The sequence below is a fragment of the Lactiplantibacillus pingfangensis genome (assembly GCF_005404945.1).
GTDB lineage: Bacteria > Bacillota > Bacilli > Lactobacillales > Lactobacillaceae > Lactiplantibacillus > Lactiplantibacillus pingfangensis.
Genome location: NZ_BJDG01000013.1, coordinates 1 through 19390, shown reverse-complemented (window position 1 = coordinate 19390; position 19390 = coordinate 1). Strand labels below are relative to the sequence as shown.

Sequence of the window (19390 nt, the reverse complement as noted above, 5' to 3'; positions counted from 1 at the left end):
CCTAACGTACCCCCCGACGTTTAATAACTGGTGTTAGTCCGAAGACCTCTTTGAAAAACTCTGATTTTTGTGAGAAAACCCAATTCTCTAAAAACAGATCGTCATGCGCATAACAAGTGATGATGACTTGTGGATTTTTGATGGAAACTGAAATCTTGCTAATCTTTTGCTGGCGACCGTCATCTAATGCATCCGCTAGCCGTAAAATTGCCGACAACTTAGAGACAACGAGACGCTGTTCCAAACTCATATGTTCAAAATGTTTAATATCTTTAGACGGCGTTTGTGCGCTGTGATAACGGGCAATCGTGGCAATCGTTTGCTTTTCAGCGTTCGTCAGCCCAGTTAACTCGGTCGCCCGTAAAATATAATCTGAGTGCATATAATGTTGATGCGGATCAATATAACTCCCAACATCATGCACGATTGACGCAACTTGTAAGAGTAAGCGGTCACGCTTGCCTAAGTGATGCAAGGGCTTGAGTTGATCAAATAAATGCATTGAAAACTTGGTGACTAAGTCTCTGTGCTTGGGTTCAACATTGTAACGGTCGGCTAAGTTTTTAGCAGCCGTCACGATTTGATCGTTAAAGTTGTATTTTTTATAACCAAGTTTGACGGCTTCTTGAATAATGAGGCCATCTAAGGCGGTCACGTTGCCAAGCCAAATGGTTTCAGCATTGGTCAGCTGCAATAATTCGTTGACTAATAAAAGTTCTGGGATAATCAAGCGGACGTCGTTTTCGTCCACTTCGTACTTATCCATCAAGTATTGGTCGGAGGCATTAATCACGTCGGCGTAGAGCGTCTTAAAGTCGGCTTTGCTCAGTTCTTCAACGCCAGCCTTAGACTGTTGCCGTTGGAATAAGTTGGAGAAAGGGGCCACGCCCAACATCACAACGTTACTAGGTTGTTGACGCGTTGCTGGTAGAAATCGGCCAAAGTCGGAAATCTGACTAGAAATATAGTCGTCCAAGACTTCAACATAATTCGGCACACTAGATTGTAAGTCTTCCAGAACTTCGGCAATTCGAACGGGTCCCAATCGTAAACTGCGTGAGAAGGCGAAGGTGCCGTGGTCGTAATGCGAAATCCCAACGCTACCAGAATTGATCCCTAATAAGTAAGTTGGTGATTCAATCATTTGTTTGAATTTTGGAAAATGAACGGCGACTGCCGCCGATCGTAAGTATGTTTCCTGACTGCTAGAAAGCCAATCAATTTTTAAACCAGTGCGGACAAATAACTGGTCCTGAATATAATCAGCATTGTTCGCAGATGACAGTGACCATGATCCCCATAAATGATAATCTTTAACGCCATAGTCATGCATGATCTGAATAAAGCCTGTTAAGGCCTGTGTTGCCTGTTCAACCGAGTCGTAGTCAATGGTATGTTGATCGTAAATATCTTCGCCTAATGAGACGTCTGACCGTACCCGTTCGACCTGTCGCAGTGTGCGCAAATTGACGATGGAAAGCTCAATACTCTGTACGTTGATCATCATAATCCCAAATAATTTTGCTGCCATGTTAATCCCCCATTCAAGTCTTATGGTATGTATTGGAAAAGTAAAAAAACAAGCTACTCCAGTTTACCATACGCAAAAGGCTGTATATTTCCATCAAAAAGGCGTAAAAATTTTTTTATCTCTGTAAAGATTTGGTTAACACTAAAAAAAGCGCAGTTCAGCAACAAACGAGCCGTTTCTGAACCGCACTAGTGCTGTCTACAAAATTTCGTGATTATTAATAATTAGTTTGTTCAGATGTTTTTCAACTCGTTGATCAACTGGCGGTAATTGTTGGTAATCACCATACATGCGCGTCAAAATTTCGTCATAGGCTCGTGGGATCTTAACGGTGATGTTTTCAAAAGGCGCGTCCACCAGGTCAGTTAATTCTGCATGTGACAAAATTTCCTTGTCGTAATCATATTGTGAAGCCAAGTTTTTGTAAGTGCGTGAATCGGATTGTTCGTAAAGTCGCATATAACCTTCACGATCTTGCTTCAACGCATTGACTTCCGCCAATTGTTGGGCGGTTTTCTTTTTCAGCATGTGTCGCAACGGTGTTTTGACAAAGTTGTAGTTCAAACGTAATAAGATAGCGGCGTCTTCCAACTTATAATGCATCAGTTGGGAACGACGGAGGGCCTCATCATCTGGAATTTTGTCAAAGGGAAAAATATCGACAAAGACACCTTTAAAGGCATTATTAACGTTATTTTTTTCTTCAATGTAGGTGTTCACGTCTAGCAACTTCATATAGCTGAGGCCGTAGTCGGGATCACTGGCACCAGTTTGAAGAAAGTCCTCATTTGGATCAAGGTAGCGATTGGCAACGGTAATAAAGCGTTGATACTCACTCCGACGCATGCCAATATCAATGTCATCGTCCCAGGGGATAAAACCTCGATGACGAATGGTGCCAAGTAATGAACCACCGATTAGGAAGTAGTCGATTTTTTCCGTGTCACAAATATTAATCACGGTTTGCATGAGGTCTAATTCGACTTGATGCAGGGGTGAAAGAGACATTTTCTCAGCTCCTTTTCGTAAGCGTTTCCTCACTGTCTATCATACACTTTGTAAGCCTGAATTGTTAGGCAGGATGCTTTACATAGGCAAATCCGGGGAATGTGCGGGTGATTCTGTGCAAATTGGTTAAAGGCATGTTATATTCTAAAAAATGCTATGAAGGCAAATTTGAAATGATGGTGAGTGCAATGACAAATGCTGATTTGAGCAAATTATTAAACAACTATTTTGAGGCCTATCAAAATACAACCAAAATTATGGCGGATTTGGTTGCTTGGCCATTGAATCAAAATAAGCTGTCGTTTGAGCAATTTCTGATTTTACGGCGAATTGCGACAACGGAAGCAGTAACGTTAAATGATATTGCGTTGCAACGACAAGTAACCAGAAGTGCAATTTCACGCCAAATTAAGGCGCTATTAGCGCAACATTACGTGTTTCAAGTCCCAGATCCACAAGACCGCCGGCGGCTCTATTTACATTTGACGGAGGCCGGCCAACGGGTTGAAATAATTGTCAGTTCGGCGATTACGTCGCATTTTGACAAGTGGGTGGATAAGTTGGGGGAATCGCAAATTAATGAAGCCTTAACGATGATGGAAACAATTAGTAATCAAGTCATGCAATTGAGTCAAACTGGTGACGATGACTTACATTACCGGTGATTTGGGTCACTTTTCAGTAACCTGCTAAAGGTTGAAAGATCAGAATCGCTAGTAACTGCTGCCACATCAATGATTAGGGCATGAAGATTACTTGATAGTGCCGCTTCCAGTCGCCACTGATAACATGCGGCCGCGGGACCGGGCCAAGCCTGAAGAACGTCTTGGTCCTCGCCCAGAACACTTGCACAAATCGCAAGTGTCCTGGACCGTCCGCTGCGTAACGCCGGCAAGAAACATGCCGACCCAACGCCACCTTCACGACCGATGCTATCAGCGGCGACTTCCAGCTAATTTAACCGTTTTTAGACTAGATTTAGCGATTCTGCCTGCCGGAGTGGGATTACCACTGATTTGGCAGTGCCTGTTGCCTATATGACAGTGTTTACGAGTCCTTTTGTTCTTTCAATCTTCAGTAACCTGCTTGTGCCGTCAGCCTTATTTTAACGACAAGCGGCCATGAGTTGGGCACAATGAATTAAGTGTGGTAGCGGCAAGTAAACTCGGAATGGTAATTTAACCAATTAAAAAAGCAGTCCATTTTTGATTGAATGGGCTGCTTAACTATTTAGGCATGGTGTTAACTACTAGGCCAACTTGTCTGACTGGCTAAGTCTTACAGGCTGGTGCGCATTGTCCAAAAGGTCAGAAGGATCAACGGGACTAGTCAATCAACACCAAGTTAGTGGCTTAAATCTGAACCATTGTTGGCAATAACTTTTTTGTACCAGTAGAAGGAATCTTTTGGCAGGCGTTTCAAACTGCCGTTACCACGATCATCGCGGTCAACGTAAACGAAGCCGTAACGTTTCTTCATTTCACCCGTGCCAGCGGAAACTAAGTCAATGCAGCCCCACATGGTGTAACCCATGAGGTCGACACCGTCAATCGTGACGGCATCGCGCATTGAGCTTAAGTTTGCTTGCAAGTATTTGATGCGATAATCGTCATGGACTTTTTGATCGGCTGTGAGCTCATCGGCCCAACCAATCCCGTTTTCCACAATCCATAATGGTTTATGGTAACGGTCGAAGAGGGTATTCAGCGCAATCCGTAGCACGTCGGGGTCGGTTGCCCAACCCCAAGCATTGGTTTCCAAATAGGGATTCTTGACACCAGTCATAAAGTTACCCGCCGCGTTGCCTTTATCTTCATGGGTCGTGACGGTATTAGAACCGTAGCAAGAGAAGCTTAAGAAATCTGCTGGGTACTTGGCTAGCAAGGCATAATCTTCGTGACGGTCATCTAACTTGATACCGTCACGAGCATACTGATTGAGACGATAGTTTGGATAATGACCACCGATTTGGACATCACTATAGAAAAGTGTAGCTTGTTGTTGCAGTTGTACCTTAAGTTGGTCAGCTGGATCGGCCGTGTAAGCGTATAACGGACTGTAGGCAAGCATCTGTCCAACTTGAATCGTTGTGTCAATCGCGTGGGCGGCTTGAACGGTTAGGGCACTCGCAACAAATTGATTATGTGCCGCTTGAGCTCGGTTTTGTGGTGAGCCGTCAATTACACCACCGGCCAAGAAGGGTGCGTTATCCATCAAGTTGATTTCGTTAAAAGTCAACCAGTATTTGACTTGATCATGGTAACGGTTCATGACTAATTTGGCATAGTTGACAAAGAAACCGATTAACTGCCGATCAGCCCAACCGTTGTACTTGATGGCGAGATTTAACGGTGTTTCATAATGAGATAACGTGACTAATGGTTCAATGTGGTATTTTTGACATTCTGCAAAGACGCGGTCGTAAAAGGCGAGGCCAGCTTCATTAGGCGTTGCATCATCACCATTTGGGAAGATCCGTGACCAATTGAGGCTTAGCCGGAAAGTTTTGAACCCCATCTCGGCCATTAACTTGATGTCTTCAGCGTAGTGATGATAAAAATCAGTAGCGGTATGACTTGGATAGTAGTTGTCGGCGATAACCGCGGGAATAGTGCCAACTGGTACTTGGCGTTTGTCCGTAAAGAAGCCAAAGTCCGTAGCACCGGTTTCACCAGTGATTGGGTTTTTCCAAGTGACTTGCCGAGGATGATCATAGGCCCCAGCTGTCATGACGTCGGCCGTACTCAGCCCCTTACCATCCGTTAAGTATGCGCCTTCAAATTGGTTGGCTGCGGTTGCGCCACCCCAGAGAAAATTCGTTTTAAATGCCATAATTGCCCGCCTTTCATGCGTTAATGTTGATGAATCTAATGTCAGTTGATGGCCTAATTATAAGCGCTAACAAAGTTGTTTCCTAGGCCTTTAGCTGCTTTTGACAAGTTGTACCATCAGGTTGGAACAGACCAGCTATTTTGCACTGATTAGGGCGTATTTAATGATGTGGCAGTTGTGCCTGCCGTCGAATCGTCCTTGCAAGGGCCTCTACAATGGTCATTGCCGGTAGTTGACTAGTTAAATCGTAGTGACCATGAATGCGGCGTTCCGTAGTATGATACGTGAGAACGGTAGTACTTAACTTTGCAATCGGGCTATCGCGATGACCAGTAATACTAATCAATGTCGTGGTAGCGTCATTTTGAAATTGACGTAACATTCCAAGCACTTCTGCGGCCTGACCGGAAACGGACAAGGTGATTAAGACATTTTTACTGGTTTGTTTAAGTTGTGGAATGAGTGGGTAGTAGGGATCAGTTACTGGGAAGCTGTTGATACCAAGTGTTGAAGTCAAACGGCTGGCATATTCGGCCACATTAGCTGAGGAACCGGTACCAGTAAAAATCACGTTATTTGCGGCTAAAACTGTCTGGGCGACTAGGTCTAAGTCGCGCTGTAAGGTACTGGGAAAAGTTTCAGCTGTCAGTAATTGCACACCAGTTTCTAAATCCGACGAGGTTTCTAGTGATTGTTTATGGCAGGCAATTTTAAATTCTGGGAAGCTGCTATACCCCATTTTTTGGACGAAGCGCATCACGGATGAATTAGAAACGTGTGCACCGGTTGCGAGATCACGAACGTGCATCAATGGGATGCGACTTTCGTGGGTCAAAATATAGTCATAGATTGCGACATCCACGCCGACCAAGGTTTTGGCGTCGTTATAACCGAAAAATGCCATGTCAAAAAACTCCTTTAGTAAAGCGATTACATTAATTATACACAAACGCGCGTGAGGATGGTGACATTCTCACGCGCGTTGGTCTTCGCTAATGTTTAAAAAAGTTGCAGTAGAGTCCCTCGCAACCTTCGAGGAACATCCCAATTCCCATGATAATCATCGCGGCCATATTGTGCATCGTCAAAACCAAAAAGAGTAACACTGAATATAAAATAAAAAAGAAAATTGCACTAAATTTGGAACTTGCCATTTTAATCATCCCCAAAGTAATTTAATGATAATCGACATGTAACCACTTACAGTTTAACGCTAGCGAGACAGATTTAAAAATAGACAGAAAATTAGTTTTAATTTGATAGTGTTCGGATATTGCTTTTGACTATGACCGATGATATGATAATAACTATGATAAATATAGAAAACACGAACATTTACATTTGTGCATTTGCTATTATTTAAATTATCTGGAGGAAATCATGAGTAAAATTGCGGCATATTTTAATTTTTCAGAATTAAAAACCAACCTACGGACCGAAAGCTTGGCCGGGTTGACCACCTTCGTCTCGATGGCTTACATTCTCTTTGTTAACCCAAGTGTCTTAGGGGCATCAGGAATGAGTCAAGGGGCTGTCTTTACCGCAACGGCATTAGCTTCAGCGTTAGGGTGTTTATTGATGGGGTTAGTGGCAAAGTACCCAATTGCCATTGCGCCAGGGCTAGGGGTTAACGCCTTCTTTACCTATTCCGTCGTTATCGGGATGGGCGTCAAGTGGGAGACGGCTTTAGCCGGCGTCTTCGTTGCTTCCGTTATTTTCATGATTATCACGCTGTTCAAATTGCGGGAAATGATTATTGATGCGATTCCACGCGATATGAAGTTAGCCATTTCTGCTGGGATTGGGTTCTTCATCGCCTTTATTGGACTCCGTGGCGGTGGCTTGATCATGCCTAACAAATCAACGGTCGTGAGCTTAGGATCATTAACGGTGGGCACGACTTGGTTAACCATTTTTGGCCTAATTGTGACGCTGATCTTGATGAGCCGCAAAGTGCCTGGTGGTATTTTTATTGGGATGGTCTTAACGTCAATCTTAGGTTTGGCGACTGGCCTAATTAAGATGCCAGCCCATTGGGTTTCAGCAGCACCGTCATTAAAACCAACCTTTGGCGTGGCCTTGACCCATGTTGGTGATATTAATAGTGTTCAACTGGTCATTGTCGTTTTAACCTTCTTATTGGTCACGTTTTTTGACACGGCTGGAACGCTCGTTGGGTTAGCGGAACAAGCTGGCTTTATGAAAAACAATAAGATGCCACGTGTTGGTAAAGCCTTGATGGCTGACTCGACGTCCATGTTAGTAGGTTCTGTCCTTGGAACTTCACCAACGTCGGCCTATGTTGAATCTTCAGCGGGGATTGCGGTTGGTGGTCGTTCTGGTTTTAGCGCGGTCGTCACCGGATTACTCTTTATTTTAGGACTTTTCTTCTCACCACTATTGAATGTGGTGACGAGTCAGGTCACTGCACCGGCGTTGATTATTGTCGGGGTCTTAATGGCGGAATCCTTAAAGGAAATCCACTGGGAACGGTTTGAAATTGCCGTCCCAGCTTTCTTAACGGTAATTGGCATGCCACTAACTTATAGTATTTCTGATGGGATTGCACTTGGATTTATCACCTATGTGATCACGATGGTGGCAACGAAGCATGCTAAGGAAATCCATCCACTCATGTATGTGTTATTCTTCGTCTTTATCATCTATCTCTGGATCTTAAATATTTAACGATAATCAGTCAAATCACGGCTTGGGGTAACTTAACCTAAGCTGTGATTTTTTTGCGCTAAATGATATTGTAAACGTTTTCACAAGCGTGTATAATGAGCCCAACGAGGGGATGATTAAGATGTCAAAAAAGGTGAATATTTACGTCATTTCGACGCTCGGGTTTGGCTATGTTAGCATGGCGCCAGAGACAATGGATGCAGTTAACCGGAGAAAACTGCAGACAGCATTAGGTTCAGATTATGTGGTCAAGACGATTGCGATTAAGGGTGAAAACGTGACTTTTGATCCGGAGGCATTGAATATTGTGCCGGCTAGATTGAAATCCGGCTATAAGGATGTTGATACGACAACTGTCATGTTTGACGATTACGATTTGTACGCTGAAACTGGTCGGAACGTCTTAGCGTCGAAAATCAAGGACTACTTCGCAACGGTTCAATAAGAAAACAAAAAACGCCCTCAATCAGGTGACTTGATTGAGAGGACGTTTGGGGGTTAGCTGATGGCTAATCCTTTTTTTGTTAGCCTATTCGTAATTAGGTTAAAGTTTGAAATGACTGAGGATGGCTTGTCGTTGTACTATGGTTTTCTTGTCAACTTGTGAAAAATTATGCCATTTGAAGTGCCAAAGTCGGGTTTTGAGAAAGGTACCCCGAAAGAGTAATTTGGCGAGTGGTGCGCCAAACAATAAGCGATAGGCCCAATTTGGGGTGCTCATGGTCGTGATCAGGTCAATTTTTGGTTGCTTGACCAGTTTTGTTTGCATGGATTTGGCATCGTAGAGCTGGCCTTTGGCATACACTTTGTCTAAAAAGCCTTTAGTCATGGCGGGCATGACTTCCCACCAAACGGGGAACATAAAAATGAGATGATCCGCGTCAAGCAAGCGTTGTTGGTAATCGACAACTTGTGGATTGATTGGCAAACCTCGGCGCCAGTTGGTGAGATCCGCGGCAGACATGACCGGATCAAAGTGATCGGCGTGCAAATCAATTAAGTCAATGTCATCACCGGCCTGAGCCAGTTGATGGCTGACAACTTTGAGTAATGCTGCCAGAAAGGATCGATGGTGGGGGACATTGTTGCCTGCGGTTGCCGTGTACGGATGGTCAAAAATAATCACTGTTTTCATTTGTCAAAACTTCTTTCGTTAGTTAATAATGGTAGTATAGTGACAAATCAGGAACGCGGCATTAACATATGTTAAGTCGTAAACAAAGGGGGATTGACGATGGCTTTAACCGATTATTTTGCACACCAATTTCCGGCAATGGCCGCGCATTGGGCGACTATCCAGCCGCATTTTATCCGCCAAAATGTGTCGTCAGAAACAACGTTGTTGGCTGAGGGGGAGGTTGCGGAAAACTTGTATTTCATTGTCAGTGGGGCAGCCCGACTCACCCACAGTTCTGATGGCCGCGACGTCACCTTACAATTCTTCTTTGAAAATCAGATTGTGGCTTCGTTTGAAAGCTTCTATCTCAATCAACCTAGTGGGTTTGCGCTAACTTGTTTTGAGGATAGCGACTTATATGTCTTAAGTAAGGCCGACTTTGAGTGGCTACGCGCAACTTATCCGGAAATTGAGCCAGAAATTACGCAATTTGTTTGTGAGCGGTTCATCAATTATCGCAATATTTTCTTTGAACAACTTGAAAAATCGCCCGTTGAACGCTATCAAAATTTAGTTGAAAATGAACCGGAAATTCTGGAGCGAGTACCACTGCATTTAGTCGCGTCCTATCTGGGCATTACACCAGTATCACTGAGTCGGATTCGGGCGCGATTGAAATGAAACAATCTAAACTAAGAGTGACCTTGTTAAAAAATGAAATTCACTAGTAGGTATCGATGTGTCGATAAGTGGATTATGCAGATGAGTTAATAGTTGCCGCTTCTGGTTGGGACTGATGCCATGCGGTCGTGGGACCGGACCAAGCCAGACACGTCTTGGTCCTCGCCCGGAACCCTTGCAAATATCGCAAGTGTACCGGACCGTCCGTGGGGTAACGTCGGCAAAAAGCGGCCGATGTAACGCCACCCTCACGACCGATGGCATCAGTCCCAACCTGCAGATATTAAGTTTAGCAGAGACGGACAGGAATGGTGTGCCGAAGCCTCAGATCGTATGATGGTTGAAACTGTTCTATATTCCACAACGATTCTAACTGACAGTGCGCTCACCACGAGTCTAGTTTCAACGTGTTCGATACTGACAAGCTTTTTTCTTAGAAATCTAAAGGTTGAAAGATCAAAATTGCTAATAACTACTGCCATGTCAATGATTAGGACATGAAGATTAGTTGACAGTGCCGCTTCCAGTCGCCAATGCTACCTTAACGACTGATGCTATCAGTGGCGACTTCCAGCTAATTTAGCTATTTTTAGGTTAGGTTTAGCGGAAGCAGGCAGAAATCGTTGTGCTGTGTCGGTAAGATTGGCCGGCGGGTCTTGGCCGCCTAATCTTACAGGGCGATTTAAAGACGTGGGTTATCGGCTTTAAATCGAAGTCGCAGACCGCACTATGGCTGCGACCGTCCCACCATAGCACAGCGATTTCTGCCTGCCGGAGCGGGATCACCACTAATTCTGAAGTGCCTGTTGCCGATATGCCAGTATTTACGAGCTTTTTTGTCCTTTCAACCTTCAGTTAGAAATCTAAAAAAACATCAGTCAGCCATTACTTGAAACAGTTTCTCAAGTAATGGCTGACTGATGTTTTGTGGCGCTGTTATTTAAAAATTAAAATATTAGATACTTTATTATCCCTTAGCTGTCTTGCCGGGTCGCAGCGATGTCGACTTCACGGATATTGACTTCTTGTGGCATGTCGTACATAAACTTAACGGTTTCGGCAACGTGCTTTGGATCAAGGGTAACCCCGCCCATAGTTTGTTTCCAAGCCTCATATTCAGTCAAGGCGTGGTCATCGGTGACGTGGGTGAGTAAGTTCGTTTCGGCTGCGCCAGGTGCAACTAGCATGAGTCGCACATTTTTAGCCGCGACTTCTTGGCGGATTGTTTCCGTTAAGCCGTGGACGCCGAATTTACTGGCAACGTAGGCCGCATGATTTTGAAAGGCTTTAAAACCAGCAATTGAAGAGACGTTAATAATTGTGCCGTGTTGCCGTTCAGTCATTTGTGGTAAGACAAGTTGAATCCCGTTTAAGACGCCCATGACGTTAGTGTCGAGCATGGTTTGCCATTCGGTGGGGGATTGTTGCCAAACATTGCCGAGCAACATCACGCCGGCGTTATTGATTAACAAGTCAGTTGGCCCATAAAGCGCTTCGGCGGCTGCGATGGCATCACGTAATTCCGCTTGATTAGTGACATCGGCATGCTTAATCAAGACGTCACCAGCCAGATTTAAGGCCGCGATTTTAGCCGTATTGCGGCCAAGTAGTAATAAGGGGTGTTGGTCAGCGTTGAAAACTTTGGCCATTTCGGCTCCGAACCCGGAACTTGCACCGGTAATAACGATTAATGATTTCATTTGAGTTTAAACTTCCTTTTAATTAAATTGTCTGATTTGACGAATACAAGAGATAAGTATAATCTGAATTGGCAATTTGCCTAGTACGCACTTTTTAGTAACTAGGTCATGGAGGGTCGAGATGTACGCAAATGAATTTGATGCCACGATGCAAATGATCCGTGGTAAATGGAAAATTTTGATTTTATATGAGCTGGCTGACGGTGAAGGCCGGTTTAACCAGCTGCAACGCACACTGAATGTCACGCATAAAATTTTGGCCGAGCAGTTGCAACAGTTAATAGCGGATGGCTTAGTCCAACGCCATGACTTTCACGAACAGCCATTGCATGTGGCCTATCAATTAACTGAAAATGGTCACTCGATGATCCCAGTGTTGGATACAATTTGTGATTGGGGCCTCGCCCACGTTGACCGGGATCACTTGACGACGGTGTTATGCGATGAAACGGATTAGCCGGTCAAATTGAAGATTAGAATGTGATCAAGAAATCAGAAAAGGTGCCCCTGCAACCAGAATTGGCTGCGGGGGCACCTTTTTTCGCGGTTGAAACTTAGTTGTTTTGACGACGGAAGTAGACGACTGCGCCAAAGATGAGTAGACTTGCCGCGGAAATTGCTAGTCCGGCTCGGAAGCCTGGTACATGATAAACCAATTTAACTTGATTTTGACCGGCAGTGATTGGGACGGCTAGCATGCCGCCAAGGACGGTCTTTGTCGTGACGGATTGACCATTGACGCTCGCTTGCCAACCGCTATCAGCCGGAATGGCAACGTAAAGCCAGTGTTGATTCGATTGGTTATTAACCGTGCCGCTGACAACTGTTTGGGTGCCAGTCACATGATAAGTCGGTGTGAAACTTTCTTTTTTCAAGCTGTGAGTAAGCCGGATGAATTTAGTGGCATCGAGGCTCCCCAGATGAACTTTGCTGCCCAAAGTCTTACTTGTGCGTTTGACGGTCAAGGTTACAACCGTGCCTTTTTTGAAGGAACCTAGATCTCGAAGCGTCACATCACCGTCAGCATTGAACTTACTTGGGATAAGTTTGCCATTCACGCGCATCGTTGAATACTTGGTTTGACCGGCGGTATCATCATAGTACAAGTCGCCAGACGTGTTCACCCGTAATTTAACGGTATGCAAGTCGTGATAAGTGGTCGCCTTAGGATCAACTTTGACCTGGTCACTCAAGACAGTCGGTTTAGCAAAGTAGGGACTATTGCTTGGAATCAAGCTTTGCAGGATGTTCTCTTGATTCGTAATCGCGGAACTAGGATGCAGATTTAAGTTAGCGAACGCATCCGTGGCCGTAAAGCCTAAGCCGTTTTGACTCAGCGTTTCGGTCGTTGACTGGCCATTTTGACTCAAAGTGACATCGTACTTGATGTCTAACAAGAGCGCACTGACCGGATTTAAACCTTCTGAACTGACACGCCGAACATTTTTACTGAATAAGCCAAGTGATCTCAGCATGACCCGTGTCTGATTATCAAAAGTTGAGCTGTAATAAGTAATGTCATGGAAGTTAAACAACATTGGATCATTATAATTACGATACTTCGTGTTGTAATTGTAAGCTTGATTAATCAAGGTGTTATCATTTTCAACCCGGTACAATTGGCCATCTGGATCATTAACTGAGTGCATTTGCCGGTATTCAACTTTGTACGCTTTGACAAATGTCGACTGGTTGCCGAGTGGTGAGTACTGCATGTTCAAGACCCCATTGGCGGTTAATTCGGTTGCCACGGTTCCAGCTAAGAGGATGACCCGCAGACGCCGATTGGTGATAAAGAGAATGCTGGCGGTGACGAGGACAAAGCCAAGACTCAACAGCCAAGTGGATGTCGCCAACGGTGCTGAAGACCAGTGCCGAGACAACCAACCAAGCGTTAAAGCGGCGCCTAAGATTGTTGGTAATAACCATTGCCAACGCCGATTGATTTTTTCCGGTTGGGCGAGCCAAGCTTCACAAGCAATCATCACTAAGACGAAACTGACAAAGAAGGCTTCGCGATACGGAAAGCCGGCTGGCCGTTGGAACATGTGCCAAATGGTATTCAACGTGTTGATTTCCATCGTCAACAATAGGGCAACGAGCAAGCCGCCGTTATGCCATTTATGTTGACGACTAATTTTCGGATGGACGAAGTAGACTAAGACAAGCAAGATAACCAATGTACTACTGAAAATAGTTGGGGCATGCGATAGGCGCGTCATATAATTATTTGCCCCCAGACCCAGTTGACTAAAAATACCAAGGCCAAACTGTGGGAATGGTAAGTAATAACTCAATTGAACACTCGATTTGGCGGTTTGCAACATACCTAAACCGGTTGGAATTAAGACGAATAGCGTGCTGAGACCGCTGAGTACGGCAGTTGTGACAACGCGGATGATTAACCGATGTTGAGTTTTGACCGTTTGCCAAAAGGACGCTCCGGGTTGTTTCATGGTGATCAATTGGGTGATGAAGTAGTAAACGACAAACAGGCATGTCATGTATCCGAGATAGTAATCGGTCACGATGCTGACCCATAGCCACCAGAAAAATGGCCCACGGTGACCGGTTTTAACGAGGCGTTCTAACCCCTTGATCACTAGTGGCAACCAGATTAGGGCGTCTAACCACATAATCGTGAAATAGTTTAAGGCCACAAAGCCGGATAAGCTAAAGGCGACGCCAAAAATGGCGATTGACCAGCGACGGGTTTGAAAATGCGTCTGTAGGAAGCTAGTCATTGTGATGGCAATTGCCATGATTTTTACGAGAATAATGACGTTTAAGCCGGTTGGGATATTTGCCGCTGGAAAAAGTAAAATGAGCAAATTAAACGGACTTAATAAATAGTAGGCAATTGTTGGCAAGGCGTTGCCGCCCAAAGATTGGGAGAAGGAATACAATTGAAAACTATGCGTTAAAAGCGCGTGTCGATATGCGGTAAAGAAAGATAAATATTGGCCACCAAGGTCACTGAAAAGTAAATTATGATTGCCAAATGGGGTGATGTCTTTGATTGCAAAAACAAGAGACATAATCACAAGAGCAGCAAGTCCGGCCACAATTGGCACGAGCCAACGTTTCGTTTGATTCGATTTTGACATTTGTCGCTCAGCTCCGATACAGTTTAATTACGATAGTCCTAGTATACGAACTATCGTGACGCGTAACCACTCAGGTAAAACGAGAAGTTTCTGATTTTTTTTCAGAATAATACTAACGATTAGCTGGAATTACTACTTTAACGCCAAACTGGCTCGCGACAAGCGATAACTTGAAGCGAGTCAGTCTGTTAAGTCGGGTTAATTTCTGGAATCATGACGTATGGTGATCATCGCGTAAGCAGTAACCAACGCCGCGAACAGTGTGAATCAATTTAAAATCAGCTTCGGTATCAATTTTATGGCGTAAGTAACGGACATAGACATCAACAATGTTCGGTTGGCCTTCAAAATCCACACCCCACACTTGGTCCAACAACTCATCGCGCGTCAAGGTTTCTGGCGCATTTTTGAGCAGTGCGAGTAACAGGTCATATTCCCGTTGGGTTAATTGCACGAGCCGTTGATTTCGTTTAACTTGCCGAGCTTTAGTATTAAGTTCTAGATCTGAAAATTGATAAACTTCTTTGACATTCTGCTGGCGTTCTTCATGTCGCAAAATGACGCGAACGCGGGCTAGCAGTTCTTCGGTATCAAAAGGTTTGGTGATGTAGTCATCTGCACCACCGTCAAGCCCGGCAACTTTATCACTGACATAGTCACGCGCAGTCATCATGATCACCGGAATCTCATCGTGTTTACGGATGCGACGTAGGACTTCGAGTCCATCCATCTTAGGTAGCATCCAATCTAAAATAATCAGATCCAAGCTATCTTTTTGTTGTTGATACGTGTCATAGGCCGCCTGCCCATCTGCTGCAGTGACGACTTGATAGTCTTCAAAAACTAATTCTTGCTGTAAAAAGTCAACGACACTGGCTTCATCATCTACTAATAAAATTTTTGGCATTCGATTGGACCTCTGATTGAGTTATTTGTATTTAGTATAGTGATAATTATGAAATGGGACAACTATAACCAATTACTAAATTTTGGTTACAGTCTAAGAAAATCTCAGAAAAGTTTCAGAAAGTTGCACTGGCGTTCAAACTGACAACTTCTTATACTAGCAATATAGTCACTCGCAATATTGCTAGTGATCAGCCATTATTAGTCATAATAGCCGGTTCTTTGAGGGTCTGGGAAGGAAAACCAGGCTCTTTTTTAGTCTGTAGTTAAAAGTTGTCGCTTCCGGTTGCCACTGATAATATGCGGCCGTGGGACAACGTTTCTGACTGACGGCGCGTTTACCACGAGTTTGGTTTGGGAGCGACCGTTGCTGACGCCAGTCAAAAAGCGCCCATCGCGAAAGATGCGCGCCTTTTTGGCTAAGCTTGTAAGCAATAGCCCACGCCACGCACCGTTTTAATCAGTTGGTGCGTGGTAGTCAGGGCTAATTTTTGGCGTAAGTAGCGAATGTAGACATCAATCAAGTTGGGCTGACCGGTAAAGTCGGCGCCCCAAGCTAAGGCTAGTAAGTCGGCACGACTTAACTGAACCTCCGCATGCTGGACCAATACTAATAATAATTGGTATTCACGTTGGGTTAATTGAATCAAGACACCATTGCGCCAAACTTGGCGCGTTTTAGTATCAATGAGTAAATCACTATATCGAAATTGACTGCCGCTTGTTTGCACGCCGGATTGACGACGGAGTAGGACCCGCACACGAGTAATTAACTCGAGTAAGCTCAGTGGCTCGGTCACAAAATCATCTGCTCCAGCCGTTAAGACGGCAATCTTTTGTGCGGTATCCGTGATGGTCGTCACGACCATGATGGCAGTGGTTGGCGACTGCCGAAGGCGCTGAATTTGTGACAAGGTTTTTGAATTGGCACCTTGCCAATTTAAAATAATGAGACTAAAACTCCCGGGGTGACGTTCAGCGAGTCGCGTCGCGTCAGCGTTGTTGGTCATTGTTTTGAGGCCGAAATGATTTTGCCGTAAATAGCTAATGAGCTGATTTAGTAGCGGATCTTGTTGGGCCACGATTAATATTTTTGCCATCCGTAGACCTCTTTTACTTTAAAAAATTGTGGTTATTCAACCGTTTTGCGTCGATTCAGCATGCTAATGCCGACAGGGATCAAAGAGATGAAGACGATTGCGAGCATGATTAGTTCGAAATGTTGTTGGACGAAACTAATATTGCCGAATAGGAAGCCAGCGCCAAGCGTGACGACAATCCAACTGATCCCACCAATGATGTTGTAGCGTGCAAAAGTTGGATAATGCATGGCACTCATGCCAGCAGTGAATGGCACTAGGGTCCGAATGATTGGGACAAAGCGCCCTAGAAAGATTGCCAAGCTCCCATGACGGTCAAAAAATTCTTGTGAGTCTTGGACGTATTTAGGCTTAATGAAACGTTTGAGCCGATTGTTATTTAAAACATAAGCGCCAAAGCGTTTGCCAATTTCAAAATTACATAAGTCACCAAGAATGGCGGCGAGTGTGAGGGTGGCGGCTAGAACCCAAATGTTGAGGGACCCGCTGGCCATGGCTGCTAATGAGCCGCATAGGAATAAGATTGAGTCACCAGGCAGGAACGGGAAGACGACTAGTCCAGTTTCAATAAAAATGAGTAAGAACAGACCGACATAGATCCAATTACCGAAGCTGGCAATGAGTTGGGGTAAAATCGTATTTAAATGGAAGAACATGGCTAAAATTGTTGTCATGGGATTACCTCGTTTTTTTTATTAAGCATACTGGTTGGCGCGGAAGCTTGCCCCTTACGACAAGTGAAAAATTCCTGAGGATTTCTCAGACAGGGGTAACCGTGGTCGGCTGCAGCCAGCCATCATCAAGTAGTTGATGGTAATGTTGTCCAATCGGGACCCACAGATGAGCCTGTAAAATACTGCGGAGGCTGTCCCAAAACAGTGGGTCTTGTTGTTCACGATCAGAAAGTTGTAAGTGTAAGTATTGACCAGTTTCCGTGCGCGCTAGGATGAACGGATAGAAAACTTTCACAATTTGTGCAGCAATAATCGTTAATGCCGGAGTTTCATTTTCGATGAGCATTCGTATGACCACCTTTCGTTTTCAAGTAACTTGAGTATAGTGAGTGACGGCAAGGCTTGCCAGTACTGAAAAATGAAGGTTATCTAAGCTTTTTTCATAATTAACTTGATAGCAAAATTCATTGGTGATTGCCGCTTCCGGTTGGGACTGATCACATGCGGTCGTGGGACCGGTCCAAGCCAGGCACGTCTTGGCCCTCGCGACCGATGCGATCAGTCCCAACCTACAGCTAAGCGACTGTTAACCAGGCTTAATGGAGAAAAGTGAAGATGTTGTGCTGGTAAGTTTGGTTAACTCGTCTCTAATAATGTACACAGCGTTGTGAAAGAGTCATCAGTTACTTTTTTTTCATGAAGGCTAAAAATAGTAGCGGATCATTATACTTGAAAAAATTCAAGTAATGATCCGCTACTATTTTGAATTGTCTAAATGTTTGTATCAGTTGTTTTTGGCGCTTTGATTTTAAAAATGTAATCAGTGGCGACCGGAAGTGGCAAACCGAATCCAGATCGAAAGCTTTACTGCCCTAAGAGCGTTTTTAAATTCAGCTTGATAATACGATCGGCATGAATACTTAGCTTTTGTGAGCGGTAATGTGATGAGCCGGATTCGAATAACACATACAAATCAGAGCCATCGACAGCGACTTGTTCCATATAAGGTGGTAAAGCAACACTTTTGAGCATGTCATCATGGTCAAAATCTAACCAAGTCTTTTGACCGTCATTGTCGAAAGTTAATAAGTTAGAATGCGCGTTACCAAACGATTGTGAAAAGAGAATCTGGCCTTCATAAAAGGTCACGCCTTGGAGCTGCTTGTTGGTCGTATATGAACTGTCATAGAGATGCTTGCCACGTAAATCCACATCGGAACGACTGCTTAAACGTGGCATGCCACTTGTTGACAAGGGATAACTAATAAACTTGCCTTGGCTGGCTTGAGAGAAATACCCAGTATACAGCGTGTTGTTGTGATAAGCGATAAACGACGAACGCGGGATATTCGGTAACGCGACCACGTGATCAAATTTTGTGGCTTGATGTGAGGACTTAAAGCTGGCTTTGGCTAATGTCGCCTGATTATAGGCGGACAGCGTGGCTTGTGATAACCCGCGTTGCGTTGCAACCCACAGCCGCTTGCTGATTGGATCATAGGCTAAGCCACCAACGTGCGAGGTTGTCGGCAGGACGATCTGTTTAACATATTGCCCTGTTTTCTTATCCATAAAGTAGAGCACGGAATTGTATTTTTTGCTCCGGCTATAGGCAGAAATAATCAAGTATTTCGGTGTGATTGCCAAGCCTTGTGGGTCCATATCAGTCGCTTTGCCAACCGTTTTGGTGCCGGCGCGTAATGTTTTGGTCTGAATAAGTCCCGGAACCGCGTAAGTATTAGGCTCCGAGTCGTGATCAATGGCTGATTTTAGTTGCGGATAGGCCGCGATAAAGCTTTGATAGAAAGTTTTAGTGGTTGAAATGGCGGGTGAAATATTAGTGCTATCGACATAAACTTGATGGCTAGGATCATCGGTGCTGCGATGCGTCCACCAATAGCCGCCACCAATACTAGCGACGATCAAGATGACAATGAGACTGATTAGAAAAAGTTTTCTTTTTGACATATGTTATGATCCCTCTATGGTTGTCAGATGAAATACTATAATTCATCTGATTATCATGGAGGGATTTTTGTATGTCCA

General features: G+C 44.4%; 17 protein-coding genes. 5 read left to right on the top strand and 12 right to left on the bottom strand.

Features of this window, described 5'->3' with window-relative positions; translation table 11 throughout:
* Nucleotide 1: 1 nt before the first annotated feature.
* Together FFM74_RS07445 and FFM74_RS07440 are read right to left on the bottom strand one after the other, a co-directional pair.
* On the bottom strand, nt 2-1531 hold the full coding sequence (locus FFM74_RS07445; protein WP_137626003.1) for a Ppx/GppA phosphatase family protein: 1530 nt from the start codon (nt 1529-1531) through the stop codon (nt 2-4).
* Nucleotides 1532-1729: 198 nt separating this feature from the next.
* Nucleotides 1730-2539, bottom strand: a complete 810-nt coding sequence (locus tag FFM74_RS07440) for a LicD family protein (protein WP_137626002.1) — start codon at nt 2537-2539, stop codon at nt 1730-1732.
* A gap of 134 nt (nt 2540-2673) precedes the next feature.
* On the opposite strand from FFM74_RS07440, the gene FFM74_RS07435 reads away from it, so the two are divergent.
* Entirely contained in the window at nt 2674-3204 is a 531-nt protein-coding gene (locus tag FFM74_RS07435; protein WP_223877193.1) for a MarR family winged helix-turn-helix transcriptional regulator, read from the top strand.
* A gap of 679 nt (nt 3205-3883) precedes the next feature.
* Here FFM74_RS07435 and FFM74_RS07430 read toward each other — a convergent pair.
* Nucleotides 3884-5371, bottom strand: coding sequence for a glycoside hydrolase family 1 protein (locus tag FFM74_RS07430; protein ID WP_137626001.1), 1488 nt, complete (start codon nt 5369-5371; stop codon nt 3884-3886).
* 160 nt (nt 5372-5531) lie between these two features.
* Nucleotides 5532-6275, bottom strand: coding sequence for a MurR/RpiR family transcriptional regulator (locus FFM74_RS07425; protein ID WP_137626000.1), 744 nt, complete (start codon nt 6273-6275; stop codon nt 5532-5534).
* 476 nt (nt 6276-6751) lie between these two features.
* Between FFM74_RS07425 and FFM74_RS07420 the strand changes: the two genes are divergently transcribed.
* Nucleotides 6752-8059 (top strand): NCS2 family permease, encoded by a 1308-nt coding sequence (locus FFM74_RS07420; RefSeq protein WP_137625999.1) that lies wholly within the window; start codon nt 6752-6754, stop codon nt 8057-8059.
* Between the two features lie 121 nt (nt 8060-8180).
* The gene (locus FFM74_RS07415; RefSeq protein ID WP_137625998.1) at nt 8181-8504 is read left to right on the top strand and encodes a hypothetical protein; all 324 of its coding nucleotides are present in this window, start codon (nt 8181-8183) and stop codon (nt 8502-8504) included.
* 99 nt (nt 8505-8603) lie between these two features.
* Here the strand turns inward: FFM74_RS07415 and FFM74_RS07410 are convergent, their stop codons facing one another.
* Entirely contained in the window at nt 8604-9194 is a 591-nt protein-coding gene (locus FFM74_RS07410; protein WP_137625997.1) for an NAD(P)H-dependent oxidoreductase, read from the bottom strand.
* A gap of 99 nt (nt 9195-9293) precedes the next feature.
* Between FFM74_RS07410 and FFM74_RS07405 the strand changes: the two genes are divergently transcribed.
* Nucleotides 9294-9857, top strand: coding sequence for a Crp/Fnr family transcriptional regulator (locus FFM74_RS07405; protein WP_223877192.1), 564 nt, complete (start codon nt 9294-9296; stop codon nt 9855-9857).
* Between the two features lie 974 nt (nt 9858-10831).
* Here the strand turns inward: FFM74_RS07405 and FFM74_RS07400 are convergent.
* The gene (locus tag FFM74_RS07400) at nt 10832-11557 is read right to left on the bottom strand and encodes an SDR family oxidoreductase (protein ID WP_137625996.1); all 726 of its coding nucleotides are present in this window, start codon (nt 11555-11557) and stop codon (nt 10832-10834) included.
* Nucleotides 11558-11678: 121 nt separating this feature from the next.
* Between FFM74_RS07400 and FFM74_RS07395 the strand changes: the two genes are divergently transcribed.
* Nucleotides 11679-12014, top strand: a complete 336-nt coding sequence (locus tag FFM74_RS07395; RefSeq protein ID WP_137625995.1) for a winged helix-turn-helix transcriptional regulator — start codon at nt 11679-11681, stop codon at nt 12012-12014.
* Between the two features lie 97 nt (nt 12015-12111).
* Here the strand turns inward: FFM74_RS07395 and FFM74_RS07390 are convergent, their stop codons facing one another.
* The 6 genes from FFM74_RS07390 to FFM74_RS07365 form a co-directional block, all read right to left on the bottom strand.
* The gene (locus tag FFM74_RS07390; RefSeq protein WP_137625994.1) at nt 12112-14664 is read right to left on the bottom strand and encodes a YfhO family protein; all 2553 of its coding nucleotides are present in this window, start codon (nt 14662-14664) and stop codon (nt 12112-12114) included.
* Between the two features lie 211 nt (nt 14665-14875).
* Complete coding sequence (locus tag FFM74_RS07385; RefSeq protein ID WP_137625993.1) at nt 14876-15571, bottom strand: response regulator transcription factor; 696 nt, start codon at nt 15569-15571, stop codon at nt 14876-14878.
* Nucleotides 15572-15989: 418 nt separating this feature from the next.
* Complete coding sequence (locus tag FFM74_RS07380) at nt 15990-16670, bottom strand: response regulator transcription factor (RefSeq protein WP_137625992.1); 681 nt, start codon at nt 16668-16670, stop codon at nt 15990-15992.
* Nucleotides 16671-16702: 32 nt separating this feature from the next.
* Nucleotides 16703-17344 (bottom strand): VTT domain-containing protein, encoded by a 642-nt coding sequence (locus FFM74_RS07375; protein WP_137625991.1) that lies wholly within the window; start codon nt 17342-17344, stop codon nt 16703-16705.
* An 85-nt stretch (nt 17345-17429) separates the two neighbouring features.
* The gene (locus FFM74_RS07370) at nt 17430-17690 is read right to left on the bottom strand and encodes a hypothetical protein (RefSeq protein WP_137625990.1); all 261 of its coding nucleotides are present in this window, start codon (nt 17688-17690) and stop codon (nt 17430-17432) included.
* A gap of 518 nt (nt 17691-18208) precedes the next feature.
* Nucleotides 18209-19312: a YncE family protein gene (locus FFM74_RS07365; RefSeq protein ID WP_137625989.1), complete on the bottom strand. Its 1104-nt coding sequence runs from the start codon at nt 19310-19312 to the stop codon at nt 18209-18211.
* Nucleotides 19313-19390: the final 78 nt, after the last annotated feature.